The organism is Candidatus Poriferisodalis sp. (genome assembly GCF_965221945.1).
In the GTDB taxonomy this organism is placed as follows: Bacteria; Actinomycetota; Acidimicrobiia; order Acidimicrobiales; family Poriferisodalaceae; genus Poriferisodalis.
The window spans coordinates 2,211,860-2,237,710 of the sequence record NZ_OZ244925.1; the positions used below are offsets into that span (position 1 = coordinate 2,211,860).

At 66.1% G+C, this 25,851-nt stretch carries 21 protein-coding genes; 8 read left to right on the forward strand and 13 right to left on the reverse strand.

Going from position 1 to position 25,851, the window contains the following annotated elements; translation table 11 throughout:
- Positions 1-11: 11 nt before the first annotated feature.
- Positions 12-2,234, reverse strand: a complete 2,223-nt coding sequence (gene recG, locus ACOQPH_RS10255; protein WP_420621298.1) for an ATP-dependent DNA helicase RecG — start codon at positions 2,232-2,234, stop codon at positions 12-14.
- Positions 2,231-4,111, reverse strand: a complete 1,881-nt coding sequence (locus ACOQPH_RS10260) for a DAK2 domain-containing protein (RefSeq protein ID WP_420621299.1) — start codon at positions 4,109-4,111, stop codon at positions 2,231-2,233. The genes recG and ACOQPH_RS10260 overlap by 4 nt, the downstream gene beginning before the upstream one ends.
- Positions 4,112-4,215: 104 nt before the next feature.
- On the opposite strand from ACOQPH_RS10260, the gene ACOQPH_RS10265 reads away from it, so the two are divergent.
- Positions 4,216-4,461: a hypothetical protein gene (locus ACOQPH_RS10265; protein WP_420621300.1), complete on the forward strand. Its 246-nt coding sequence runs from the start codon at positions 4,216-4,218 to the stop codon at positions 4,459-4,461.
- Positions 4,462-4,649: 188 nt separating this feature from the next.
- Positions 4,650-6,437 (forward strand): phosphoenolpyruvate carboxykinase (GTP), encoded by a 1,788-nt coding sequence (locus tag ACOQPH_RS10270; RefSeq protein ID WP_420621301.1) that lies wholly within the window; start codon positions 4,650-4,652, stop codon positions 6,435-6,437.
- Positions 6,438-6,485: 48 nt separating this feature from the next.
- On the opposite strand, the gene ACOQPH_RS10275 is transcribed toward ACOQPH_RS10270, so the two are convergent.
- The 4 genes from ACOQPH_RS10275 to ACOQPH_RS10290 are packed head-to-tail and all read right to left on the reverse strand — an operon-like array spanning position 6,486 to position 9,028.
- Complete coding sequence (locus tag ACOQPH_RS10275; RefSeq protein ID WP_420621302.1) at positions 6,486-6,857, reverse strand: hypothetical protein; 372 nt, start codon at positions 6,855-6,857, stop codon at positions 6,486-6,488.
- Complete coding sequence (locus ACOQPH_RS10280) at positions 6,854-7,306, reverse strand: hypothetical protein (protein WP_420621303.1); 453 nt, start codon at positions 7,304-7,306, stop codon at positions 6,854-6,856. The genes ACOQPH_RS10275 and ACOQPH_RS10280 overlap by 4 nt, the downstream gene beginning before the upstream one ends.
- Positions 7,293-8,444 (reverse strand): CaiB/BaiF CoA transferase family protein, encoded by a 1,152-nt coding sequence (locus ACOQPH_RS10285; protein ID WP_420624343.1) that lies wholly within the window; start codon positions 8,442-8,444, stop codon positions 7,293-7,295. Before ACOQPH_RS10285 ends, ACOQPH_RS10280 begins: the two co-directional genes overlap by 14 nt.
- A 2-nt stretch (positions 8,445-8,446) precedes the next feature.
- Positions 8,447-9,028 (reverse strand): helical backbone metal receptor, encoded by a 582-nt coding sequence (locus ACOQPH_RS10290; protein ID WP_420621304.1) that lies wholly within the window; start codon positions 9,026-9,028, stop codon positions 8,447-8,449.
- 54 nt (positions 9,029-9,082) lie between these two features.
- Between ACOQPH_RS10290 and ACOQPH_RS10295 the strand changes: the two genes are divergently transcribed.
- The 3 genes from ACOQPH_RS10295 to ACOQPH_RS10305 all read left to right on the forward strand — a co-directional run bounded on the left by ACOQPH_RS10295 (position 9,083) and on the right by ACOQPH_RS10305 (position 14,302).
- The gene (locus ACOQPH_RS10295) at positions 9,083-10,978 is read left to right on the forward strand and encodes an ATP-dependent helicase (protein ID WP_420621305.1); all 1,896 of its coding nucleotides are present in this window, start codon (positions 9,083-9,085) and stop codon (positions 10,976-10,978) included.
- Positions 10,979-11,269: 291 nt separating this feature from the next.
- Positions 11,270-13,972: a hypothetical protein gene (locus tag ACOQPH_RS10300; protein WP_420621306.1), complete on the forward strand. Its 2,703-nt coding sequence runs from the start codon at positions 11,270-11,272 to the stop codon at positions 13,970-13,972.
- Positions 13,973-14,125: 153 nt separating this feature from the next.
- Positions 14,126-14,302, forward strand: a complete 177-nt coding sequence (locus ACOQPH_RS10305) for a hypothetical protein (RefSeq protein WP_420621307.1) — start codon at positions 14,126-14,128, stop codon at positions 14,300-14,302.
- Positions 14,303-14,488: 186 nt separating this feature from the next.
- Here the strand turns inward: ACOQPH_RS10305 and ACOQPH_RS10310 are convergent, their stop codons facing one another.
- The 3 genes from ACOQPH_RS10310 to ACOQPH_RS10320 are packed head-to-tail and all read right to left on the reverse strand — an operon-like array spanning position 14,489 to position 17,735.
- Entirely contained in the window at positions 14,489-15,262 is a 774-nt protein-coding gene (locus tag ACOQPH_RS10310) for an exodeoxyribonuclease III (protein WP_420621308.1), read from the reverse strand.
- A gap of 23 nt (positions 15,263-15,285) precedes the next feature.
- Positions 15,286-16,977, reverse strand: coding sequence for an energy-dependent translational throttle protein EttA (gene ettA / locus ACOQPH_RS10315; protein WP_420621309.1), 1,692 nt, complete (start codon positions 16,975-16,977; stop codon positions 15,286-15,288).
- Positions 16,978-17,012: 35 nt separating this feature from the next.
- Positions 17,013-17,735 (reverse strand): HAD-IA family hydrolase, encoded by a 723-nt coding sequence (locus ACOQPH_RS10320; RefSeq protein ID WP_420621310.1) that lies wholly within the window; start codon positions 17,733-17,735, stop codon positions 17,013-17,015.
- 253 nt (positions 17,736-17,988) lie between these two features.
- On the opposite strand from ACOQPH_RS10320, the gene ACOQPH_RS10325 reads away from it, so the two are divergent.
- On the forward strand, positions 17,989-18,183 hold the full coding sequence (locus tag ACOQPH_RS10325; protein WP_420621311.1) for a hypothetical protein: 195 nt from the start codon (positions 17,989-17,991) through the stop codon (positions 18,181-18,183).
- A gap of 38 nt (positions 18,184-18,221) precedes the next feature.
- On the opposite strand, the gene ACOQPH_RS10330 is transcribed toward ACOQPH_RS10325, so the two are convergent.
- From ACOQPH_RS10330 to ACOQPH_RS10345, 4 genes are all read right to left on the reverse strand, one after another.
- A complete protein-coding gene (locus tag ACOQPH_RS10330; RefSeq protein ID WP_419554895.1) occupies positions 18,222-18,944 on the reverse strand; it encodes an amino acid ABC transporter ATP-binding protein in 723 nt (240 codons plus the stop codon).
- Positions 18,945-19,064: 120 nt separating this feature from the next.
- Complete coding sequence (locus ACOQPH_RS10335) at positions 19,065-21,071, reverse strand: amino acid ABC transporter permease (protein ID WP_420621312.1); 2,007 nt, start codon at positions 21,069-21,071, stop codon at positions 19,065-19,067.
- A gap of 1 nt (position 21,072) precedes the next feature.
- The gene (locus ACOQPH_RS10340; RefSeq protein WP_420621313.1) at positions 21,073-22,617 is read right to left on the reverse strand and encodes an amino acid ABC transporter permease; all 1,545 of its coding nucleotides are present in this window, start codon (positions 22,615-22,617) and stop codon (positions 21,073-21,075) included.
- 165 nt (positions 22,618-22,782) lie between these two features.
- Positions 22,783-23,940, reverse strand: a complete 1,158-nt coding sequence (locus ACOQPH_RS10345; protein ID WP_420621314.1) for an amino acid ABC transporter substrate-binding protein — start codon at positions 23,938-23,940, stop codon at positions 22,783-22,785.
- A gap of 274 nt (positions 23,941-24,214) precedes the next feature.
- Between ACOQPH_RS10345 and ACOQPH_RS10350 the strand changes: the two genes are divergently transcribed.
- Both ACOQPH_RS10350 and ACOQPH_RS10355 read left to right on the forward strand, forming a co-directional pair.
- Positions 24,215-24,982: a 3'(2'),5'-bisphosphate nucleotidase CysQ gene (locus tag ACOQPH_RS10350; protein ID WP_420621315.1), complete on the forward strand. Its 768-nt coding sequence runs from the start codon at positions 24,215-24,217 to the stop codon at positions 24,980-24,982.
- A 34-nt stretch (positions 24,983-25,016) separates the two neighbouring features.
- Entirely contained in the window at positions 25,017-25,838 is an 822-nt protein-coding gene (locus ACOQPH_RS10355) for an enoyl-CoA hydratase-related protein (RefSeq protein ID WP_420621316.1), read from the forward strand.
- The last annotated feature ends 13 nt before the right edge of the window (positions 25,839-25,851 follow it).

The window sequence follows — 25,851 nt, forward strand, 5'->3', positions numbered from 1 at the left end:
GCGGTCAGCTTCTAGCTGCGCTGCAAGTACTCGGAATCGCGGCGACTGGAGAACCAGTCGATCTCATCAACCAGCGCATGGTGGGCATCAAGATCCCCGTCGGCCGAAATGAGTTCAGTGGCCGCGTCGCGGGCAGCCTGCACCCAGGTCAGGTCGCGGGCCAGCGACGCCAGCTTCAAGTCGCTGCGTCCCGATTGCCGTTCGTCGAACAGTGTGCCTTCGCCGCGCAATTCGAGATCACGCTCGGCCAACTCGAACCCGTCGGATGACTCCGAGAGCGCAGTCAGCCGCTCGACGGCGGTGGGGGTCGGATCGTCGTCGCTCACCAGATAGCACGCCGAGGCATGACTGCCGCGGCCCACCCGACCCCTCAATTGGTGCAGCTGTGCGATGCCGAATCGATCTGCGGACAGCACGACCATCACGGTCGCGTTCGGCACGTCGATCCCAACCTCGATGACCGTCGTCGCGACCAGTGCGTCGAGATCTGCTGCTCGGAACCGGGCCATCACCGATTCCTTGTCGGCCGACGGCATGCGCCCGTGCAGCAGGCCGACCCGCAGGCCGGCAAGAGAGCCCGCCACCAGCTCTGCATGCATTTGCTCGGCCGAGCGCGCGTCGAGGCTCTCGCTCTCGGTGATCAGCGGACACACCACGTAGGCCTGACGACCGGCTTCGATCTCGGTGCGCACGCTGGACCACATGGCTTGGGCGGCGAGCGGCCCACGCACCCAATGAGTCACCACGGGCGTCCGACCCGGCGGGAGTTCGTCGAGCACCGAGACATCGAGGTCGCCGTACACCGTCATCGCGGCGGTGCGCGGGATGGGTGTAGCCGTCATGACCAGCAGGTGAGGGAGACGGCGGTCGTCGCGCCCGCTCTCGCGGAGCCGGGCACGCTGCGACACGCCGAACCGGTGCTGCTCATCCACAACGACGACGCTGAGCGAGCCGAACTTCACTGATTCTTGAAGAAGGGCGTGCGTGCCGACAACGATGTCTGCGGTCCCCGTCGCTATCTCCACCAGTACCTCGCGGCGATGCGTTGCCGAGCCCGAACCGCTGAGCAGGCGCAGGTTCAGCGGCCGTGTTCCGCTGAGTCGTGCACCATCGGGCACTTCGAAACCGTCGAGCAATGCCCGCACAGCGATGAAGTGCTGTTCGGCGAGCACTTCGGTGGGCGCCATGAGCGCACCTTGATGGTTGTTCTGTACGGCGACGAGCAATGCGTGCAGCGCTACCAGCGTCTTGCCGGAACCAACGTCGCCTTGCAGCAGCCGGTGCATCGGACGCACGGTGCTCACGTCGGCGTCAATCTCGGCCATGGTTCGCTGTTGTGCACCTGTCAGGGCGTACGGCATGCGTCGATGGAACGCATCGACGAGATTGCCGGATGGGTCGTGCGCAATGCCGAGCTCGTCTGCCTCGCGCGCCAAGCGCTGGCTCCGCAGCACGAGCTGGACTCGCAGCAGCTCGTCGAACACGAGACGATTTCGCGCTGTGGTGCGATCGGCCATTGAAGATGGTTCGTGAATGTCGGCGAGCGCCTGAGCCCGTCTAGCAAGGCGCAGCCTGGTTCGCAGCCGGTCCGGCAGCGGATCGGCGATTCCTCGGGGAGAACAGCGCCGCTGCGCTTCTGCGACCCAGTTCGCGACGTCCCACGTGGCGATGCCGGCCGTTTCGGACTGCGGGTAGATGGGAACGATCTTTCCGGTGCGATCCCCGAGCAGGTCGACCACAGGATTGGTCATCTGCTTGCGCCCCCGGTAGTTCTCCACCTTGCCGAACAGTGCGACGGTGAGACCCTCGGCGAGCTGACGCTCCCTCCACGCCTGGTTGAAGAACACCACGCTCATGGAGCCGCTGGCGTCGCCGACTTCGACGTTCACCAGCTGGCGGCCGCCACGCAGGCGACGGCTCGACGTCGACATCACATCGGCCACGACGGTGATCTCGGCTCCGACCGTTGCCTCGCTGATCGGGGCTTGGGCCGTGCGGTCGACGTAACGCCGGGGATAGTAGGTCAGCAAGTCGAACACCGACTCGACGCCGACTTCGCGCAGGGCCTTGCGGCGGTGCCGGCCGACGCCGTTGAGTCGTTCGACGCCGATCGCATCGAGTTCGCGCAGCGTCAGCGGACCCTTTGCCGCCGCGGGCCGCGGAACAGTCTCATCGGCTTCGACCGCGCCCTCAGCCCGGCCACCGATGGGCTGGCCGCGACGGCGAGCGTTCATTCGATGCCGAACAGATACGGGTAGTGGTCCTGGCCGCCGACGTGCCGTTCGACTTCGACATCGGGCCAGTTCTGCGCGAGCCACGAGACCACTTCGTCGGTTTCTCCCGCCTGAGCGCCGGCGCCTTCGATCAGCGTCAAGATCTCGTGCTCGGGTTGCAGTAGGTGAGCGAGCAAGCCAAGGGCAGCATCGGCTGCAGTCTCCCCTGCAGCCGCAATACCGTCCGAGTCCAGGCCAATCCATTGTCCAGCGGTGACAGGACCGGTCGGCGCCGCGGTGTCGCGCACGGCTTGGGTCACCTCGCCCGCCGCGACCAGGGCCGCAGCGTCGCCCATCAATGCGGCATTGGCGTCTGCGCTGACACCGGGGTCGTAGCCGATCAGGGAAGCCAGGCCGGCGGGCACTGATGTCGTGGCCACGACCGCCACGGTCTTGGAGGTGTGCTCGCCGACCTGCCGGGCTACCGGAACAATGTTGGAGTTGTTGGGCAGCACGACGACGTGCTGCGACGGTGCCGCCTCGACGGCCGCGAGCAGCTCGGCGGTCGAGGGATTCATCGTCTGTCCCCCGGTGACAAGTTCGTGGCAGCCCAGCGAGGCGAAGAGCTCGTCGAGCCCGGCCGATGGCGACACCGCTACCACGGCACATTCCACCATCGGGCGGTCGTCGGTTCTGGTGCCGGCGACGGCACTCGCGCCCGGGTCGCCGTGCCCAGCGTGCGCTCCGTGCCCCGCGTGCGCACCGTGCCCCGCGTGCGCACCGTGCCCGCCGAGTTCGGCGACCTGCTCGTGCAAGTCGGTGATCTGGATGCGATGCGGCCGTCCGGCATCGATCCCTGCCTCGACGACGGGACCGATGTCGTCGGTATGGATATGACAGTTCCACAGGCCGTCGCCGCCGACCATCACTATCGAGTCGCCAAGGGAGTCCCAGGAGGCCTTGAATGCGTCGATTTTGGAGTCCGGGGCCGCCAGCAGGTACATCACCTCGTAGCGGGTGCCAGAAGGGTCGTGCGCGTCGTGGCCGGCAGCGTCACCGGCATCGAGATGGCTGTGCATCTCGGCGCGGCGTTCGGCTACCGGGTCGTCGGCATCGCGCTGCACGCTCGCGCCGGCGTTGCCGTGCGCGATGACGGCTGCCACGTCCGCTGGCAAGTCCACCTCGGCAGGCAGCGGGCGCCCGTCGACGACTTTGAGGAGAGCGTCGAGCAGCAGCAGATAGCCAGCGGCTCCGGCATCAACCACCCCAGCGTCGGCCAACACCGGCAGTTGCTGCGGTGTCGCCTCGAGTGCGGATTGACCAGCCCGGCGCGCCTGCTCCAACACCCCGACCAGGCGCTCGAAACCATCATCGCCTTCGTCGGTGGCGATGGCCTGCTGAGCGGCGTGGGCCGAGGCACGCGCCACGCTCAAGATGGTGCCCTCGACCGGACGCATGACTGCCCCATCGGCTGCCACGCTCGCGGCGACCAGGCCTTGGGCGAGCAGGTCGGCATCGATCATCGGTTCGGCTTGGTCGTCGCCGTCGGAGGGAGCCAGCGTGGCGGCGAGTCCTCGCAAGAGCTGACTGACAATGACTCCGCTGTTGCCGCGCGCCCCCATGAGAGCTCCGTGGGAGATGGCCTGGCAGACCTCGGCACGCTCAGAGCCCGCCCGATCCAGCTCCTCGCTGACCGCTGCAAGCGTCAGCGCCATGTTGGTGCCCGTGTCGCCGTCGGGCACCGGGTACACGTTGAGACGATCGATCGTGATGCGGTGCTGATCGAGTGCTTCGCCATAGGTGCGTATCGCTTCGACGAACGCGTTCGTGTCCAGGGCGCGCGCGGCGAGATGAGTTGCAGACTGTGCAGCAGACGCACCGCCCCCACTGTCGCTCATAGCTGCCGAAGCTACAACGCGCTCGCAGCAGTCGGTTGGTAGCTTTCGGGTGCTGCGCGGGCTGGCACGCCAGTCATGCAGATTCCCTGCCACTGGAGGCGCGAGTGCAAGGCGTCATCAAGTCGTACGACCCGGCATCGGGAGTCGGCGTCGTTACCGACGACGTCACGCGCTTAGAGCACGAGCTGGCCCTTGACGCCTTGGAGGGCTCCATCTTTCGGATGGTGCGGCAGGGCCAGCGAGTGATCTTCGACCTTGACGAACGGAGGCTTGCCACACGGCTTCGTCTGGGCTCGGAGGTGGACCTGGGAACACCTGACTGGATCACCACCGGGGGGAAGACAACGTGATCTGAGGCCGGTGCAACCGCACTGGCCAATGAGCGAAGCGAGTGGGACAGCTCAGCGCGAAGCGACTGGGACAGCTCAGCGCGAAGCGACTGGGACAGCTCAGCGCGAAGCGAGTAGGACAACTCAGCGCGAAGCGAGGATCAAGACTCAGCGCAAAGCAAGTGCGAGACTCGGACCCGGAGGACAACTTGTCTGCCACTGCCAACCGCCAGCTGATCGATTGGGTCGATCATTGGGCCCGCGTGCTTCGGCCCGACGCGGTCCATTGGTGCGACGGCTCCGAAGCCGAATTCCAGCAGCTGTGCAGCCAGATGGTGGAGTCTGGGACACTCATCGCGCTCGATCCCGAAGCTCGTCCCAACAGCTATCTCGCTCGCTCCGACCCCGGCGATGTCGCCCGGGTGGAAGATCGCACGTTCATCTGCACCGAGCGCGAGTTGGACGCAGGCCCCAACAACAACTGGCGTGCGCCCGACGAGATGCGGGATGAGGTGCTGAAGCTGTTCGGTGGCTCGATGCGCGGCCGGACGATGTATGTGGTGCCGTTCTCGATGGGCCCGCTCGGCTCGCACATCGCCCACATCGGTGTCCAGCTCACCGACTCGCCCTATGTGGCGGCCTCCATGCGGATCATGACGCGCATGGGCCAGGGTGCGCTCGACGTGCTCGCAGACGGCGAGTTCGTGCCGTGCATTCACTCGCTCGGCGCCCCGCTGGAACCGGGCCAGCCTGACGTGCCGTGGCCCTGCGACGCGGAGCGCAAGTACATCGTCCATTTCCCCGAGACACGCGAGATCTGGTCCTACGGCTCCGGCTACGGCGGCAATGCCCTGCTGGGCAAGAAGTGCTTCGCCCTGCGGATCGCGTCGACCATGGCGCGCGATCAGGGCTGGCTGGCCGAGCACATGCTCATCGTGGGCGTGACGCCTCCCGAAGGCGAGACGGTGTACGTGGCGGCCGCTTTCCCGTCAGCCTGCGGCAAAACGAACATGGCCATGATGATTCCCACCCTGCCGGGTTGGAAGATCGAGACCGTCGGCGACGACATCGCCTGGATGAAGTTCGGCGGCGACGGGCGGCTGCACGCGATCAATCCCGAGGCAGGCATCTTCGGCGTAGCTCCTGGCACCGGTGATGACACCAACCCGAGCGCGTTGGCGACCATGTGGGGCAACTGCGTGTTCACCAACGTGGCTCAGACCCCCGATGGCGACGTCTGGTGGGAGGGCCTGACGCCTGAACCGCCCGACGATCTCATCGACTGGCGCGGAAACCAGTGGTCGCCTGCGGTGGGCACGCCCGCCGCTCACCCCAACGCCCGCTTCACGGCTCCCGCTACGCAGTGCCCCACCATTGCTCCCGAGTGGGAGGATCCGGCTGGCGTGCCGATCTCGGCAATCCTGTTCGGCGGCCGGCGAGCAACCACGGTGCCGCTGGTGGCCGAGGCGCTGGACTGGGAGCACGGGGTGTTCTTGGGTTCCCAGATGTCGTCGGAGAAGACGGCTGCCGCGGCGGGGACCATCGGCGAGGTGCGGCGGGATCCGTTCGCGATGCTGCCGTTCTGCGGCTACAACTTCGGCGACTACTTCCAGCACTGGCTCGACATCGGCAACACCCCAGGCGCGCAGCTGCCCAAGCTGTTTTATGTCAACTGGTTCCGCAAGGATGCCGACGGGAAGTTCATCTGGCCAGGATTCGGCGACAACTCCCGAGTGCTCAAGTGGGTGCTCGAGCGGGTGGCAGGCCACGGCGAAGCAACTGCCACCCCCATCGGTCTGGTGCCGCCGCCGGAGGCCATCGACACCGACGGACTCGACCTGACTGACGAGCAGATCAAGTCGCTGCTCACGGTCGATGAGGACGACTGGCGCGCAGAGATGGACATGATCGAGACGCACTACCGGTCGCTGGGCGAACGGCTTCCCAAAGAAATGCGGCGCCAGCTCGATCGGCTCGAGGAACGTCTCGGCGTCTGAGGATCCACCTCGACGCGACAGCAGGAGCGGTCGCTGTGCTCGGGTCCGTCAGCTTCCGAGGAACATGGCCCGGATGGCGAGCCCCATGATGAACAGCGCACCGAGGCCGAACAGCTCGTAGCGGCGGTGCTCGAGCTGCTGGCGGTAGGCGTAGACGAAGACGACCGCCACTGCGCAGCAAGCCCCGTAGAACACATGGAATGCCGGGGCTTCCACCGCTGCGACCCGCATGAGGATGACGCCGGCAGTGAGCTGGACGAACACCAGGACCCATGCGGCCCCCAAGAACCACCAGAGACTGCGGTGGCGCAGCGTCTCCCAACGGATCGCACCGAGCGCCCAGAGCCCCGCAGCGCCGTTCGACAGCACCAGTGCCCAGCCGAGCGCGGTGTGAACCGTCGAGGTGACCCCAGCGCTCACTGCGGCGGCGGCGACTGCAGCCGATGGTCTCGCCGCTCCGGCGGCGAGACGTGCTGCGTGAACAGGTGAATGAACATCAGCAGGTTCTGGGCGTCTCCGTGGCCGTTTGCGAGATTGAGCTCACCGGGACGGCGCGCCTCGGTGTCGCTCAGCTTCATGACGTCGAGCGCACGCAGCAGCCCGACGGGGGCTCCGGCAGATACCAGCTCGCCGATGTCGCGCACGAGGTGGCGGCCCCGAAGCCCTTGGGACTGGATGAGGCTGCGCAGCAGCAGGCGCGCCAGCGCGCAGGCACTCGCCGGAGACACGTCGGCGACTGCGGCAGCTTCTTCGTAGAGCGGGACCAGCTTGCGATCGAGCCCCGCAGGCGCGTCATGCGGCTCTCTGCGTTCCGTCTCTCCGGAACTCGCCGCGCTGGGTGCATCGGCCCCTGTCTCAGGCAACGGCACCGGTGTCGCGCAGCTTTGCGATGTCGTCAGGGTCGTAGCCGGCAATCGCCAGCACCTCGTCGGTGTGCTGGCCTGAGTGCGCCGGTGGCCCCTGCACGGTCCCGACGGTGCGGCTGAATCGCGGCGACGGACTCGGCTGGATCACTCCGGCCACCTCGCAGAAGACCTTGCGATGGACGTTGTGGGGATGCTGCGGGGCCTCGGCCAGTGTCAGCACTGGGGCGAAGCACACGTCGGTGGCATCCATGATCTCGCACCACTCGTCGCGGGTCTTCGATCTGAAGACTTCGGCGATCCGCTCTTTGAGCTCGGGCCACCGGCCGCGTGAGTTCTGCTTGGCGAACTCCCGGTCCCCCTCAAGACCGGTGAGACGGAGCAATTCGGCGTAGAACTGCGGCTCGATCGACCCGACCGAGATGTAGTTGCCATCGGCGCACTCGTACACGTCGTAGAAGTGACTGCCGGTGTCGAGCAAGTTGGTGCCGCGTTCGTCGTTCCACACGCCCAGCGCCCGCATCGAGTGGAACATGGCCATGAGCGTTGCGGCGCCGTCGACCATGGCAGCGTCCACTACCTGGCCCTGGCCGGAGCGCTGCGCCTCGAACAGGCCGCAGGCCACCCCGAACGCCAGCAGCATCCCGCCGCCACCGAAATCGCCCACGAGGTTCAGCGGGGCGATCGGCGGCTCGCCCTTGCGGCCGATCGGGTCGAGCGCTCCCGCCAATGCGATGTAGTTGATGTCGTGTCCGGCACCCATGTGGTACGGACCCTCCTGTCCCCAGCCCGTCATCCGGCCGTAGACCAGCCGCGGGTTGCGTGCCAGACACTCATCGGGCCCGATGCCGAGCCGCTCCATGACACCGGGACGGAATCCCTCGATGAGCGCATCGGAATGCTCCACCAGCCGCAGCAGCGCCTCGACTCCGTCAGGGTTCTTGAGATCGAGCCCGATCGAGGCACGGCCTCGGGCCAGCACATCGATCGGCGGGGCGTCGAGGTCGTGATCGGTCACGTTGGCTGAGCGATCGATGCGGATGACCTCCGCGCCCATGTCGGAGAGCATCATCCCGCAGAAGGGTCCCGGGCCGATGCCCTGCAGCTCGATGACTCGCACACCTTCCAAGGGTCCTGTGCCCATATTCATTCCCTTCGCCATTGGACGGTCACGCTACTTCGCGCTGTCTGCGGGGGTCCTTGCTGGCGCAGCGCCCGTTTCACAGTTTCGGCCACCCGCACGACCGCGCCGGGTGTACGAGTGCCCCACCAGAACAGGTCCTGACCGTCGATCACATGCGTCGGCGCTATCTTCGCCAGTTCGTCGAGATGGCGCAGGTGCCACGGGTAGGGCTCCGTCGGCGCGAGCACGATGTCCAAATGGTCCGCGGACAGGTCGCCGGCGTCGATCGTTGGATACGTGCCCCGATCGGCGAACGCCACGTCGACCCCGCACCAGGTGAGCAATGAAGCTCCGTACGTGCGTGCACCGATAGTCATGTAGGGCCGGCGCCAGATCGGAACGAAGACGCGCACGTTGCGGCCCGACGGGTGCTCCAGCGGCTTGCCGTTCTCTGGCAGCGGCTCGGTTGACCACTCGGCGCCGATGCGCACCTTCGGCAGCGTATTGGCGCTGACTATGCGCATTGCCGGCAGCGTATTGGCGCTGACTATGCGCGTCGCCGGCAGCGCATTGGCACTGCGGGCGCGTATTGCCGGCAGCGTCACGCAGGCCGTCGCCTCGGTGCAGTTCCTCCGTGCACTTCCTCTAGGTTCGCCCTCGTGAACGACGCGGCTCTCGCGGCGCCTCCGGGTGAGCCACTGCCGTCCGACGACGGCCTCGACGCCGCGCAGCGTGCAGCGGTGCGCTCGCCCGCGGCCGCGCTGCTGATCGTGGCCGGTCCGGGAAGCGGCAAGACCCGTGTGCTCACACAGCGAATCGCCTGGCGAGCCGCCACCGAGTCGGTGCAAGCACGACGCGCCATGGCGGTGACGTTCACTCGCCGCGCTGCGCGGGAGCTTCGGTCACGGCTGCGGCGGCTCGCCGTCGACGACATGGGGCCGGTCGGCACGTTTCACTCGATCGCACTCGCCCAGCTACGCCAGTACGACACCGACCGCGGCCGCTCCGAGCGGAAGATCTTGCCGAACCGGGCGTCGCTCAGCGGCGAACTGTCAGAGCACCTCCAGCGGGCGTTCGGGCCCAGACCGCCGATCACCATCAACACTGCTCTGCGAGAGATCGACTGGGCGAAGGCAAGCGACCTGTCGGTTGCCGACTATCGCGAGGGGCCCGCGCTGGCGCGGCTGGGACGCGAGGGCGGCGAAGCAGCGGCGGAGCTCTTCAAGCACTTTGAGCGCACCAAGTCCCGTCGCCGGCTGCTGGACTTCGACGACCTGCTCGCCGAGTGCACCCGCCTGATGCGTTCCGACGAACACTTCGCTGCGGCTCAGCGTTGGCTGCACCGACATTTCTTCGTCGATGAGTTTCAGGATCTGAACCGGCTGCAGTGGAACCTGCTGTGGGAGTGGATCGGCGGCGCCGAGGCAGTGCACCACCAGACTGCCGATATCTGCGCCGTCGGCGACATCGACCAGGCGATCTACGGCTGGAACGGCGCCGACAGCCGCTACATCGTCGAGTTCGACCGGCACTTCGAAGGCGCGCAGGTCGTCCGGCTCGAACTCAACTACCGCAGCCACCCATCGCTGGTCGCAGCGGCACAGGCAGTCATGGCAACCGAGTCCGACTCGGGCGTCACAAGCGTCGGCGGCCATGCACAAACGCCGGCGCGCCCGCACGAGACCGGCCCTGTACCGACCGTGACGGCGTTCGAGGACCCTGCGGCCGAGGCCTCCGGCATTGCCCGCTGGATTGCGGATCGACACGTCGGCCGCGTGCGCTGGGACTCATTCGGCGTGCTCGCCCGCACGAACTCCCAGCTCGGAGACATCGCTGCAGCCCTTGAGGCTCGTGGCATCCCCGCTCGTCTCAGTGGGCAGCGAAGCCCGTTCCTGCAGCTTCCTGCCGTCCAGCAACTGCTCAAGCACCTCAGCACGGCAGATGCGCACTTCTCCACCGTCGTCGAGGACCTCCGCGCCGATGCGCTCGATGCCGAGCCGGGCACGGCCCCCGAACCAGTGCTGATGCGAGTGCTCGAACTCGCCGATGCCTACCTGACCGAGATGTCACGAACCTCCGGTCGCCAATCGGGGCGCAGCGGCCCCACCGGCGAGGGCTTTGCGACCTGGGTGGGGCTGCTGTCGGGCAGCGATCGCGAACTCACTGCCGACCTGTTCGACAGCGACCGATCAGGCACCCCCTTCCACCCACGCGACGGTGCCGTGGCCCTCGCAACCTTTCACGCCGCCAAGGGTCTGCAGTGGCGCAACGTCGTCATCGCCGGCGTCGAGGACGGTCTCGTGCCCTTGCGCCACAACGACCCCGAGGAACGGCGGCTGTTCTACGTCGCCGTTTCGCGGGCCACGCACACGCTGCACCTCACATGGGCACGCCACCGCACTGGACGCGGTGCGACGGGCGGGCTGCGCAGCCCCTCACCCTGGCTGGAACTCATCTCCGCGGCTACCGCAGAGCCCCCGGCGCTGTCGCCTGACGACGCCGCGTCGCGGGTGGCCGCGGCTCGAGCCGCGCTCGACACAACTCGACCTCGCTGAGTCAACGCGTCGGTGCGCCCAGCGGACCTGCGGATCTGCGTGCGCAGGTGTGCAGGCGAAATGGCCGATATATGTGTTGTACTCATATGTAATTGAATTATTCGGGATAGGTCCTGTAGGGTTCCGCAGTCAGCAATCAGTTCGGGTCCCCGGCGCTGTGCGGTCATGAGCCGCTTCGAGCCTGTTCAGGGTCCCAAGGCCGTCTTGGAGTTTGTCCGTGATGTTCGACGCCCACCTGTCTCAGACCCCCCCCCCCCCCCTCGAATAATGCCCCGCAGACGCAGACGGGCTGTGCCCGCAGCGCTGGCGGCGATGGCGCTCGCAGCAGCAGTGCTGTCTCCTGCTGTGGGGGCGTCGTCTAGCTCGCTGCATCCCAAGGGGCTATCCGCTCAGCTCCAAGACGGCGTAGTCACCTTGAGCTGGAACGCGCCCGTCGACGACGCCGAGGGTGTCACCGGCTATCAGGTGCTGCGCCGCCGCCCCGGCGTCGACGCCGTCGGCACGTTCCATGTCGTGGCCGACGACACCGCCACCAGCGACGTCTCGTTCGTGGATCGCTGCGCGGATCAGCCCGGCACCGCGTACACCTACCGGGTCAAAGCGCGCCGCGGCGACCAGCTCAGCCGCTGGGGCAACTACTCACGCGTCGACCTCGCCGCCGACTACGTCGCTGCTGACCCGCAGACCGGCTGCGACCCCGACACCGGCGCACCCCCAACCACCACCGACGGTGACAGCGGCAACGATGATGGCGACGACGGCGACGACGGCGATCCCGACAACGGCGACGACGGCAACGACGGTGTTGCCCGCTCAGCGGTCACGGTGGACACCAGCGACCTGAAAGACAAGCAGTTCATGCCCCCGCCCGACGGCGAGGAAGGGGTCGTGCTGCGGTCTTCGCATCCGAGCTCGACAGCCGTTCCTGTGGACTGGGCCCTCACACCCAGCGGCCTCAACGTCGGCGACGAATTCCGGCTGCTGTTCCTCACCCTTGGTTACATCACCCCGACAGAGACCGACATCGGCTACTACAACACCTACGTCCAAGGCCAGGCCAACAAGGGCAGCACCCATTCCGCTATCAAGCCCTACTACACCGGTTTCCGCGTGGTCGGCAGCACAGCCGACGTCGATGCCCGCGACAACACCTCGACCACTTACACCGCTACCGACAAGGGCGTCCCCATCTACTGGATGAACGGTTCCAAGGTCGCCGACGGCTACGAGGACTTCTACGACGGCACCTGGGACAATGAGGATGACTTCCGGGATCGCACCGGCAACCGCCGCCGCACCGGCAACCAATTCTTCCCAAACAACCGTGTCTGGACCGGCAGCAAGAACAACGGGACGGCTAAGGGCGGGACGTATTTGGGCGCGGGCCGCGTCGAAGTCGGAAGGCTCAACCAGTCGTCGGGCAATCCTCTCAATGACAACGGGAATGTCTCCAATAGCTACGCTGGCGCCACCCCCTACTACGCCCTCTCGGAGGTGTTCACGGTCGGCGGCGCCGACAGCACCCCGGTGTTCGATGTCCTCTCCGATCCGTCGGACCGCCTGCCCGAGGGCTATCCCAACTCGCTGGGCTACGACCCCGGTGCTCCCCCAGCGTCTGCCGAAGCCGACAAGATCACAGGCAATTCCGCCTCGGACTTCGTGCCCAACGATGTCAACGCGACGGTGGTCTCCAACGGCATGTACCTCACGTGGAAGCGGCCGTCGCAGCTCAGCGCCTGCGCCGACTACGAACGGGTGCCCGGCACCCGCACCTTGGAAAGGGGCATCCACCCCAAGAGCGGCTACACGATGTGGAAGGTGGTAGAAACCGACGAGTACGCCTGCATCGACAGGCGTTCCATCAGCGGCTATGAGATCTACCGCACCTCGTTCGGGCACGTCTACCGCGACGGCACCGTCGAGCTGCTGTCATACACCGAGCCCCTTCTGATCGACACCGAGAACTACCACAAAGGCGACAAAACCTACGCCTTCCTCGACATCAGCGGCGACGCGAAAGTCGGCCTGCGCCAGCACAACTACCAAATACGCGCCCTGTACGGCCTCGACACCGACGACAACCCCGACCACGACTACGGCAGTCGTCTGTCCGAGGGCGCACGCGTCTTTCGCGAACACGACGCCGCGCGACCCGACGCACGGTCCCCGCAGAACCTCACCATCTCGATCCCCACCAAGCAAGCCGTCGCAGACGGCACTGCCCTGGCCATCAACCTCGACTGGGACCCGCCCACAACCGACGCGAGCCAGGTCACCGGCTATGTGATCCAGCGGCGCCTCGTCACCCAGAGCGACCGCGCGCTGCCCTTCGCCGACATCGCCACCATCACCGGCACCGGCACCACCTCGTGGTCTGACACCAGCAGCGACGTGACCACGTTCCAGGTCAGATCGGGCACCCAGTACAAGGAGATCGCGCCGCTCACACAGTTCTCCTACCGGGTCATCGCGGTGCGCAACAACGGCCGCAGCAACCCCTCCGCAGTCGCGTCCACCGATTCGGAACGCCAGCTCCCCGCCGACGGCCTCGTCACCGTCACCAATGTGTGGCGAACCGGCGCGACGATCCGGGTCGACATGACCGGAACCGGACTCACCTCGAATCACGCCAAGCATCACCTGGCTTTGTCCCCGCCGAAGCGGCAAAGAGAGAACCGGCTGCTGCATGTGGGCATCGGCGCCAAAGGCTGGGGACACCACACCTGCCTGCCTGACGCGCCCGAGGACGCCCTCAACGAAGGCTGCACCCACACCGACGACGCATACGTCACCGTTGGGGGCCTGCAACCTGGCACCACCTACACCGCCGAAGCACTCTTCCGGCTCATCTCCGAAGAGGAATACATCGGCGGCCAAGGTGCCGGCGTCAAGGCTGAGAACTTCATCCCCACCTGGGACGGCGGCTTCTACCCCGGCGGCATCTGGTCACCCGCACACCTCCTCGGCACCGTCAACTTCACCACCGACCCATAACCCCACAACTGACACCGTGGGTCGGGGATGCTCGTGGGAACCCGGGATCCATGACATGCCTCAGCATTTCGTGAGAGAAGCCGACTGCCTCACCGGGCACCGCAGAAGAACTCGCACCGGACCAGCGCAGTGCCGTTGCTACGGTGAGCCGTCGTGAGCCGCAAGGAGATTCTGCAAGCCCACCTGGTTGCCCACCAGACGGGCACGGGTGTTGCGTACAGCCGCGACGGGCAGTTCGGCATCTACAAACCCGACCCAGCCATGTACGAAGACCTGGTCCCGCCTCCCTTCGAGGACGAGCAAATCCTCGCTACCTCCGCCGACAAGTAGCCGAATCCGGCGGCATCTGGTCACCCGCACACCTCCTCGGCTCGCCGACCGCAGTGGTGTCGACTCTGCTGCGCAGCTTCTGCAAGCTCTCGTGGACGGCCGCTCGCTTCTCAGGCAGAAGACGACAACACGGGACAGCGCACAGCAAGCCCCATGCGGCCGGGCGAGGCCCGTCCGATGCGACCGCTACGGGGCGAGATCGACGAACACCGGGGTGTGATCTGAGGGCTTGGTGCCCTTGCGCGCATTGCGGTCGATCAAGCAGAACTCGGCGGCCGCCACCACCGGCTCGGTGCCGAGCAGCAGGTCGATGCGCAGGCCATGGCGCTTGTAGAAGGCACCGTCGCGGTAGTCCCACCAGCTGAACAGGCCCGCATCGTCGTAGTGCTCGCGGAAGATGTCACGCAGCCCCCAGTCGCACACGTCGCGGATCGCTGCCCGCTCGCGCTCGGTGACGTGGGTGCGCGGCTCGGGGTTGTCCGGGTCCCACACGTCGCGGTCGTCGGGGCACACATTGACATCGCCCCCCACCAGCACCGGTGCCGCCGGATCGCAGGTTGCCTCGAGGTGTGCCCGCAAGCGCCCGAGCCAATCGAGCTTGTAGTGGTAGTGATCGTGGTCGACGGCCCGGCCGTTGGGTACATACACTGAGCTGACCGTCACACCGCCGCAGCGGGCCGAGATGATCCGGGCGTCGGGGTCGGGCTCTCGGCCGTCGGCAAAGCCGGCAATCGGGTCTTCGATCCCGACGGTTGACAGGATCGCCACGCCGTTCCAGCGCCCCTCGCCATGGTGGACCGAGGCGTAGCCCTGCGCTTCGAAATGCAGGTGCGGGAACTGCTCGTCGGACATCTTGGTTTCCTGCAGCAGCAGCACGTCGGGCTCGGCGTAGTCCAGCCATTCGTCGACCCGTTCCAGCCGGGCATTCAGGCTGTTGACGTTCCAGGTCGCAATTCGCACCGGTCCGACGCTAACGGCCCGCCTCAACGGGCGAGCGGTCTGTAGGTGATCCGGTGCGGTCCCGCATCTGCGCCGAGTTCACGCTTGCGGAACGTCTCGTACTCAGAAAAGTTGCCTTCGAACCAGCGCACGACGCTGTTGCCCTCAAAGGCCAGCACATGGGTGGCAATCCGGTCGAGGAACCAACGGTCGTGGCTGATGACCACCGCGCAGCCTCCGAACGACTCGAGGGCGGCTTCCAGCGACCGCAGCGTGTCCACGTCGAGGTCGTTGGTGGGCTCGTCGAGCAGTAGCACGTTGCAGCCCGACGTCAGCGTCCGAGCCAGGTGCACCCGGTTGCGCTCGCCGCCCGCCAGCTCGCCGACGCGCTTCTGCTGATCGGCGCCGGTGAAGTTGAACGATGCCACGAACGCCCGGCCGTTGACCTCCCGAGCGCCCCCTACGCCGTCGATGCGCAGCGTGTCGTGCCCGTCTGTGATTTCTTCGTACACGGTGCGACTGTCGTCGAGCCGTGCCCGCGACTGGTCCACATAGGCGATGTCCACCGTCTCGCCGACCGTGATGGCGCCGGCGTCGGGCGACTCATCGCCGACCAGCATCCGGAACAGCGTCGTCTTGCCGGCACCGTTCGCTCCGATGACGCCCACGATGCCGCCGGGCGGCAGGCTGAAGGTGAGGTCGTCGAACAGCAGCTTGTCGCCGAACGCCTTGGCCAGACCGTCTGCTTCGATGACCAACGAGCCGAGGCGCTTCGACATGGGAATGGTGATCTGCAGATCGGACCGACGCTGCCGATCGGCAGCGGTCTGGTGCGCAGCCAGCAGATCCTCGTACGCGCTGATGCGCGCCTTGCTCTTGGCCTGGCGTGCCCGGGGCGACATGCGCACCCACTCCAGCTCGCTCGCCAGCGTGCGGGCCCGGGCATCGGCCTCGCGTTGCTCGGCAGCCAGCCGAGCCGACTTCTGCTCAAGCCAGGCGCTGTAGTTGCCCTCGAACGGCATCGTGCGACCGTGATCGATCTCGAGGATCCAGCCCGCGACGTTGTCGAGGAAGTAGCGATCGTGGGTGATGGCCACGACGGTGCCGGAGTAATCGGCGAGGAAGCGCTCCAGCCATGCCACCGACTCGGCATCGAGATGGTTGGTCGGCTCGTCGAGCAGCAGTAGATCCGGATGCGACAGCAGCAGCCGGCACAACGCCACGCGGCGCCGCTCCCCTCCCGACAGCGTCGACACGTCGGCATCGGACGGCGGCAGGCGCAGCGCTTCCATGGCGATGGCGACCTGCCGGTCCAAATCCCAGGCATTGGCAGCCGCGATCCGATCCTCCAGCTCCGCCTGACGGGTTCCGAGCGCATCGAAGTCGGCGTCGGGCACGGCCCAGCCGGCCATCACTTCCTCGTAGGCGGTCAACAGCTCGGCTGTTTGGGCAACGCCGGTCATCACATTGCCCTCGACGTCCAGCGTGGGATCCAGCTCCGGCTCCTGCGGCAGTAGTCCCACCGTGGCTCCCGAGGCCAGGCGGGCCTCACCGCTGTAGCCGTCGTCGAGTCCGGCCATGATCCGCAGCAGCGACGACTTACCCGAGCCGTTGTGCCCGATCACGCCGATTTTCGCCCCGGGCAGAAACGCCAGCGTCACGTCGCGCAGCACTTCGCGGTCGGGCGGGTAGTAGCGCCCGAGGGCGCGCAGCGTGTAGATGAACTCGGCAGCCACGCCAGCAGCCAATCAGCGCGTCGATACCGGAGGCATCACCGCAGGTCGAAACCCACGAGCGCCTCGAGTTCGCGCAGAGCAGCGTCAGGATCGGTCACCTTGATCGCCTTCATGCCCATCGCGGCGGCCGGCTTGCAATTGATGCCGAGGTCGTCCAGGTAGGCCGTGCGGACCGGGTCGATGCCCAGCTCGGAGCACGCCAGCTCGTAGATGCGCGGATCGGGCTTGCGAAGTCCGACAACCGACGATTCGATCACCACCCCGAAGAGCTTCATCACGTCCGCTACTGCGGCTGCCGCGGCGGCATCCCGGGCCATCCCGGCACCATGGCCGGTCCGCACGTTGTTGGTGATGCAGCCGACCGGCAGACGCTCCACCAAGATCTCCAGTGCGCGCACCATCTGCGGTCGCAGCCCGCCGCTGAGGCACGCCAGCACCTGTGAGCCCGACACCTCGTATCCCCGGTCGGCAGCCTCCGCCTCGAACAGGCCAGCGAACTCGTCGACGTTCACCTCGCTGCGCTCCAGCCGTGCCCACGCGTTGGTGTCGGGATTGGTGGCGTTGATCTGCCGGATGGTGTCGCGAGGTACGCCAATGCGGTCCTCGTAGCGGTTGAACGACCCGAAGGGGCTCTCAGTGATGACACCGCCGAAGTCGAAGAGCACCGCATCGACAACTGCTGGCACGAACTGGCCGCCTGCAGCGGCTTTCGCAGCCAATTCGGCAGTGTCGACGGTGCTGGATCGGCGGTCGGACACGGCCCGGCACGCTATCTGGGCCTGTTCGCCACCGGGCACCTCTGCCAGCCGGCGGTCGAAGTTTCGCGCCTAACGCGCGAGCCTTGACCAAGATCGCGCGTAGCGTACCAATATTCGCGCGAAACGCGCGAATATCCACCATGAGCGCGCGAGTGTTCGCTAGGGTCCCGCCATGGCTACGGACACAACGACGTCGTCATCGACTCCAACGCAGGCCCCAGCTCCAAGACGCAAGCGGTGGAAGAGCAGGGCGGTGTCGCGGACCGTCGATGCGGGCAATTCGGCCTATTGCGCCGTGTGCGATGAACTCATTAAGTTCCGGGCGCGCATCCGGGCTGAGCAGATCATCTGCAACGTTTACGCGAAGAACCGTTGGGATCGTGTCGAGCACTACCACCCGTCGTGCTACGAGGAGGCAGACAGCCCCTACGGCGAGCCCAACGGCTGAGCCTGCACCATCAGCAGAGAAGAACCCGCTCTTCGCGGCTAGAGGACCTGGCTCAAGAACAGCCTGGTGCGATCTTCGGCCGGATCGGTGAAGAAATGGTGGGGCGTACCCACCTCGACGATCTCGCCGCCCTCCATAAAGATGATGCGGTCGGCGACTTCTCGGGCGAAGCCCATCTCGTGAGTCACGACCATCATGGTCATGCCCGAGCGTGCCAGCCCTTCCATCACGTCGAGCACCTCTTTGATCATCTCGGGGTCCAGCGCCGAGGTGGGCTCGTCGAACAGCATCACGCGGGGCTCCATCGCCAGCGCCCGGGCGATCGCCACGCGCTGCTGCTGACCACCTGAGAGCTGGCCGGGGAACTTCTGCGCCTGCTCGGGGATGCCGACTCGTTCGAGCAGCGACTCCGCCAGTTCCTCGGCCTCGGGCCGCGACTTCTTGCGCACCCAGATCGGCGCCAGTGAGATGTTGTCCATCACGGTCAGGTGCGGAAACAGGTTGAACTGCTGGAAGACCATGCCGACTTCGGAACGGATCTTCTCGATGTTGCGCAGGTCATTGGTCAGCTCGATGCCGTCCACGATGATCTGGCCGCTCTGATGGGCCTCCAGCCGGTTGATGCACCTGATCCAGGTGCTCTTTCCCGAGCCTGACGGCCCGAGCACGACCACGATTTCCTGCTCCTTGATCGTGGCGGTAATGCCGCTGAGGGCCTGAAAGTCACCGAACCACTTGTCGACGTCGCGGCACACGATCATGTCGTCGCGCGCCGCGAGCTCGTCGGACACAGCAATGGTGGCGTCGCCGTGGGCCGGTTGTGCGCTCGAACTCATGGTCAACTCCCCCTTATCGCCGGCCTGTCAACCGGTGCCTCATTCTCATCGCTGGCCCAGCCCCACTCGCTGCTCGAGTCGTTGGCTGTACTTCGACATAGCGAACGCCACAACCCAATAGACAGCCGAGACGAACAGCAGTCCCTCACGTCTAACACCCAGGAACTGCGACTGGTTCGGGACCACCGAGTTGGCCATTCGCAGGAAGTCGAACAGCCCGATGATGGCGAGCAGCGACGTCTCCTTGAACGTGGCAATGACCTGTCCTACCAGCGGCGGGATCGACACCCGCAGCGACTGGGGCAGCACGATGAAGCCGGTGCGCTGCACGGTGGTCAGCCCGACGGCATCGGCCGCCTCGTACTGCCCGCGGCGGATCGACTGCAGCCCTCCGCGCACGTTCTCGGCAAGGTACGCGGCCGAGAACAAGGTGTAGCCGATGATGGCTGCGGCCAGCTCCGCTAGCTCCATGCCGTCGGGCAGGAACAGCGGTACCACACCGGAGAAGAACAGCAGCAGCGTGATGAGCGGGACGCCGCGGATCACCTCGATATAGATCGTCGACAGCACCCGGAAGATCGGCAGGCGGGAGGTTCGTGCCAGCGCCAGCAGCACCCCGATCGGGAACGACAGCATGATCGTCAGCACCGAGACAAGCAATGTGACGCTGAATCCCCCGATGAACATGTTCGTCGGCGTCTCCACAGTCGACGGCGAGTTGATGACTGTCGCGCCGTAGAAGACGAGCAGCACAACGAACAACCACGCTCCCACCAGCCTGCGACGCTGGGCGGCAACGCCTGTGAAGTTGGGCGCCAACAGCCCTGCGACCGCCAGCAGAACGAAACCGATGCGTGCAACCTGCAGCATCGAGTACCAGCCGAAGAACGCCGCAACCCACTGGAACGCGGCCAGCAACAGCAGGCCCATCGCTGCCAACCGCCCGAACTCGCCGGCGTCGGTCCGCGTCATCCACCACAGCGCCGCCGAGCCCGCTACCCCGAAGGCCAACCCCATCGGCAGCATGGTCGAAAACACATGGGCGTAGTCGATCTCGGGGTCGCGCATGACGACCCAATAGAGGAAGAACGGGCTCAGCAGCCACAACAGGTTGACCGTTGCACGTGTCTTCGCCAAGGATCTGCGTGGCAGCACCGATGCGGCGTCCTCATCGGCGCCGTCGGCATCATCGGCGTCCGCGGCCGCCTGTGACAAGGCGATGGCGCGGTCGCGTGCGAGTCGCCCAAGGGCAAAACAGCCCACCAACAGCAGCCACATGACTGTCCACGGCAGCCTTGTGCTCATCGCCACGATGCGGCCCGGCTCAGCGATGAACTCGCCTTCGGTGAATCCGTAGTGACCGTAGCGAACCACCCAGGTGGACGCCACCAGCAGCCCCGGCGCGCCGAAGATGAGCCAGGAGACCGGGACCTCGGTCGTGCGACGGCGCAGATCATCGAGTGACAGCCACAGGGCCAGACTGATCCCGAACAGCACAAGCGCAAGGACCCACCACACCCATCGATCCGCCATTGCGGAGGCGAAGGACTCGCGCACCCGCTCGCCGGCACCGTCGCGCAGCGCCTCGCCCGCTGCATCGGTGAGCACGCTCGGCTCGCGCAGCACCACGCCAGTCGCGATGAGGGCGGCCCCTGACATCAGCCAGCCCATCAATCGCTTTACGGTCACCCCGCCCCAGCGAGCCCAGATGCCCGCACTCACTCCCGCGAGCACCATGATCGTTCCGACCACCACCCAGATGCGCACGTACTGGTGCTCGGGGTAGGCCTGGGTGAACAGGAGACGCAGGTTGGTGCGCACGGCAATCCAGGAGCGCTCCTCGCTGAACACGAAATTCAACAGGCCGCGGTACGCCAACAGCGCTATGAGGACCGCCAAGACGGTGAGAATCGAATTGCGGGTGTTGGGGAAGAGGTTCTCGCGGATCCAGCGACCTGGCGGCAGGCTCGGCCGGTCAGGCGGGCTCGTCGCCGGGCCCACCGGCTCGGCCGCCATGACCGTCAAGGCAGCGGGCTGCATCGGATCGGTCACCTCAGCGCTCCACGATCCGCAGCCGGATGTTGAAGAAGTTGACGACCGCGGAGATCGTCAGCGAGCACGCCAGGTAGAACAGCATCCACACCGCCATGACCTGCAGCGTCTTGCCGGTCTGGTTGTAGACGGTCTGGCCGATCTGGACGAGGTCGCTGTAGCCCACGGCGATTGCCAGCGATGTGTTCTTGGTGAGGTTCAGGTACTGATTGCCCACCGGGGGCAGGATCACCCGCAGCGCCTGGGGCAAGATCACCTGCCGCAACGCCGTCGAGCGTCGCAGACCCAGTGCTTGTGCGGCTTCGCTCTGGCCCTTGGGCACTGCCAGGATGCCGCCGCGCACGATCTCTGCAATAAACGCTGCCGTGTAGAAGACCACACCGAAGTAGACGGCCGCGAAACCGATGGGCAGGTTCAGACCGGCGGGTCCGTAGTTGGCAAAATTGCCTGGCTGCACGATGTCGGGCCGGAGTGCATCGATGGGCGGACCGGTTCGGCCGTTTCCGAACTTGTCGGCGAGCACGCCGAGGCCATCGGACGATGAGTTGACGACCCAACTTGACAGTCCAGGCCACAGAACTGCGACGACGAACACGACAATCGCCGCGGCCACAACGGCGAAGATCATGCGGAACCAGTCGTCGTCGGTCAGACGCGTGAGGCCTGCCGGAGTTCGGCGCCGAGCCAGAAAGCGGCGTATCCACCACACCGCCACAGCAATGGCAGCGACTGCAGCGACGAGTTGCACAACTCCTTGCGGGATGGCTCCGACCGCATCGGCCAGACCGCCCACGATGTTCCCCAACCAGCCGAAGATGGGATGCACCCACCAGCCCACGATGGCGAAGACAGCAACGATTCCGGTGGCCCACGCGCCAGCGTTTGTCTGCGCGCCGGTCATCTCCCGCTTGGTTGCAAGCCGCCGGAATACGAAGTGGGCGATCACCGCGCCGATCATCAAGATGACGGCCCACTGGTAGAAGCCATCCGCGACGAAGACGCGCGGGATCGACAGGCCCTTGTTCGACAGGTGCACCCAACCGGGAATCGGCCCCATCCCGAAGGTGACATTTGGGAGCGTCGCCAGGACCGCCGCGTACACCAGGATCTGAACAAGCAACGGAATGTTCCGCAGGGTTTCCACGTACACGCCCGCCAGACGGCGAAGCGGCCAGTTGGACGACAGCCGTGCCAAACCAACGAGGACACCGACCACCGAGGCGAGAGCGATGCCTGCAGCCGCCATGCGGATGGTGTTCACCATGCCGACCCAGAGAGCGCGGCCACCCGAATCGGGATTGGTGTCGATCCCCCAGCCGACTTTGATGCCGATGTGGTCGGAGATGAAATCGAAGTCGATGTTCGCGCCACGGGCGCGCAGGCTGTCTCCCGCCTCGGTGGCAAGGAACCACATCGCTGCCACGACCAGAATGAGCGTGCCGACCTGGGCGATCCAGCGCACGACGGTGGCGTCCCGGTAGAACGGCGGACGGCTTCCCAACGTGGCAAGGGAGTCGTCACGGGCTGGTGCTCGAGGGTCGCTCACCGCAGGTCACCCTATGCGACGAGGTCGCTCACGTCGGGCTATTGGGACTTGGCGCTACCCCACCAACAAACGCGACGGCCCCCGATCCGGTCGGATCGGGGGCCGTTCGCTTGAGATGTGCTCACCCACACGACTGGGGAGTTCCCCAGCCGGCAGGTTCAACGATCAGCGAGCAGGCGGTGCGTAGATGAGACCGCCCGCAGTCCAGCGTGCGTTGGCCGAGCCGTCACGACTCAGGCCAACCAGGCCGAGGTTGCGGGTGTAGATCTCGTCGTAGTTCCCGACCTGAATGATCACGTTGTAGAACGCGTCGGCCGTCAGGCCCATCTTGGTCTGCAACTCACCCTCGCCACCGAGCATGCGGATCGCCTCGGCGTCGAGGCTGCCGCCGGCGAGCATCGAGTCGATGTTTTCCGACGTGATGCCCTTCTCATCAGCGATGATCGTGGCGTACACGGTCCAGTTGACGACGTCGCCGAAGGTCGACTGGTTCTGCGGGTAGACCGGACCCAGCGGCTCCTTCGAGATCGGCGTCGCCGGGAAGATCACCCACTCCTGATCGCCTTCCTGCTTGACCTTGCGGCCGACGAGCGCAGAGCCGTCAGTGGTAACCGCATCGCATGCACCTTGGATGAAGTTGTCGGTGACGATGTCGAAGTCCTCGAACGTCGACAGCGTGATCTCGATGCCGGCTGCATCAGCCGCGTCAGCGATGTTCTTCTCGGTGGTCGTGCCGGCGTTGGTGCAGACCGTGGCACCGTCCAGATCGGCCACCGTCGAGGAGGCCGAGAAATTGCTGCTCACGCGAGCCATGACCTGCTGGCCGTCGTAGTAGGTGGTCGGTCCGAAATCGAGCACGAGGTCGGTGTCCCGGCTCTGGGTCCAGGTGGTGTTGCGCACCAGCAGGTCGATGTCGCCGGTCTCCAGCGCGGTGAACCGCTCGGCCGCGGTCAGCGGCACGAAGTTCACAGCGTCGGCATCGCCCAGGATCGCTGCTGCTACTGCACGGCAGTAGTCGGCGTCGAAGCCGGTCGTGCTGCCGTCGGGCTGCGTTTCGGAGAAGGCAACTGCCGAACCGCTGACGCCGCAGTTGAGCGAGCCGCGATCCTGGACAGTTGCCAGCAAGTCGCCTGTGGCCTGTATCAGGGTGACTTCAGTTTCAGGCTCTGCCGCCTCGGTCGTGGCAGCTGGCGCGTCGCCATCGACATCCTGGTCGTCGCCATCGCCGGAGCCGCACGCAGCGGCCATCAAGGCGAGCGCAACAAGCACGCCGCCGAGTCGCAGTGCAGACCGCCGGGAAATCGGCGCGATACGTCTATTCATAGGGAACGTTCCCTCCGTGGGTAGTACAGAACGCGGGCGCAATACGCGCTATTGCTCGTTTGATCACACCCGACCGTCCGCGAGACTACCCACCTCCATTTGCGGCTCGACACCGTCTACAAAGGAACATTAGACAAATTACGAAGAAACATGAGACAGAAACATGAAATTCGTCCTTGGAGCATTCGGTCTTGGAAGGTTCGCAGAGGGCTTGGACAGCTCCCGAGCGGGCGTCTCACGTGGTGGCGGGGCATCGAGGGGGCACACTTGGCCGATGGCCCAGTCAGCCGACCACACCCTTGCCGCGAGCGTGGCCACCGAGACCGGGACCCTGCTGGTGGAGATCCGTGAGCGGCTCTTCTCATCGGGAGCCGGAACCTGGGAGGTCCGCGACACCGGCGATAACGAGGCCCACCGGCTCATCGTGAAGCTCTTGTCCCAAGCGCGGCCGGGTGATGCGATCCTGTCCGAAGAAGGACGCGACGACCTGGCGCGACTTACCGCAGATCGAGTCTGGATCGTGGACCCGCTGGATGGCACCCGCGAATTCTCCGAACCGGGGCGTACTGACTGGGCTGTTCATATTGCCTTGGTCGAGAACGGCGTGCCGACCGCAGCCGCGGTGGCACTGCCCGCGGTCGGCCAGACGCTGTGCACTGAACCGGAGCCGGCGTTGCCGGAGCCCCACAACGGCCGCCCGCGCATGGTCGTCAGCAGATCGCGCCCGCCGGCGGCAGCAATCATCGTGGCCCAAGCCCTCGACGCCGAATTGATGACGCTCGGCTCGGCGGGCGCTAAAGCCATGGCAGTCGTGCTTGGCATGGCCGATATCTATGCCCATTCGGGTGGACAGTTCGAGTGGGACAACTGCGCCCCGGTTGGGGTGGCGCGAGCAGCCGGCCTGCACGCCAGCCGGTGCGACGGTTCGGAGCTGGCGTACAACTTCGCCGACCCTTGGCTGCCGGATCTGCTCATCTGCCGCCCCGAGTACGCAACAGACGCCCTCGAGGCGTTGAGAAAGGTGATCGAAGGCGAAGCCTGAGATCGCCGGCTGGCCCGCAGCCAAGGAGGGATCCGTGGAACTGAAGGCAACGAAGTACGCCATCGACGGTCCCGTCGCGACGTTGACGCTGTCACGACCGAACCGCCGAAACGCGTGGACCGGGCGGATGCACACCGAGTTGCGCTGGGTGCTGGAACAAGCGGAACAAGACACGCAGGTCCGGGTCATCGTGATCACCGGCGAGGGTCGCGACTTCTGCGTGGGCGCCGACACCCAAGCGTTGGAAGGTCATGGCGAAAAGGGCGGCTACGACCCGGGCACGGCCCCTGACCTGGCAATGCCGGGCTATGGCGTGGCGCCGCAGTTCGACCAGAACTTTGCGTTCATGATGGCGCTGGAGACCGTGACCATCGCAGCCGTGAACGGCGCTGCGGCGGGCGCCGGGCTCGTGCTGGCCTGCTATTGCGACCTGCGCTTCGCTGCCGCGGACGCCAAACTGACCACCGCGCACGGCCCGCTCGGACTGCCCGCCGAGTACGGCCTGTCATGGGTGCTCCCCCGCCTGGTCGGCATCACGCGATCCAACGACCTGCTGCTGTCGAGCCGCAAGTTCCTGGCATCGGAGACTGAAGGCTGGGGTCTGTTCAACGAGATTCTCGAGGGCCCCCAGCTCATGGACCACGTCTACGCGTACGCGCACGACATGGCGGCTCGGGTAGCGCCCAGCTCACTCGCCACGACGAAGCGGCAGATCTATCTGGACCAACACCGGGACGTGGGCACCGCCGTCTCGGAGTCGGATCGACTGCTCGACGAAATGATCCCCAGCCCCGACTACCTCGAGGGTGTCCAAGCACTCACCGAGCGACGCCTGCCCGACTGGCCGTCACGCTGAAGGCTCTCGCCCT

Excerpts from the sequence above, each read along its gene's own strand:
- ACOQPH_RS10285 (WP_420624343.1), bottom strand. The coding sequence starts at position 8,444 with ATGGGCACAGGACCCTTGGAAGGTGTGCGAGTCATCGAGCTGCAGGGC.
- ACOQPH_RS10330 (WP_419554895.1), bottom strand. The coding sequence starts at position 18,944 with ATGATCGTGTGCCGCGACGTCGACAAGTGGTTCGGTGACTTTCAGGCC.
- ACOQPH_RS10350 (WP_420621315.1), top strand. The coding sequence starts at position 24,215 with ATGGCCCAGTCAGCCGACCACACCCTTGCCGCGAGCGTGGCCACCGAG.
- ACOQPH_RS10260 (WP_420621299.1), bottom strand. The coding sequence starts at position 4,111 with ATGAGCGACAGTGGGGGCGGTGCGTCTGCTGCACAGTCTGCAACTCAT.
- recG (WP_420621298.1), bottom strand. The coding sequence starts at position 2,234 with ATGAACGCTCGCCGTCGCGGCCAGCCCATCGGTGGCCGGGCTGAGGGC.
- ACOQPH_RS10345 (WP_420621314.1), bottom strand. The coding sequence starts at position 23,940 with ATGAATAGACGTATCGCGCCGATTTCCCGGCGGTCTGCACTGCGACTC.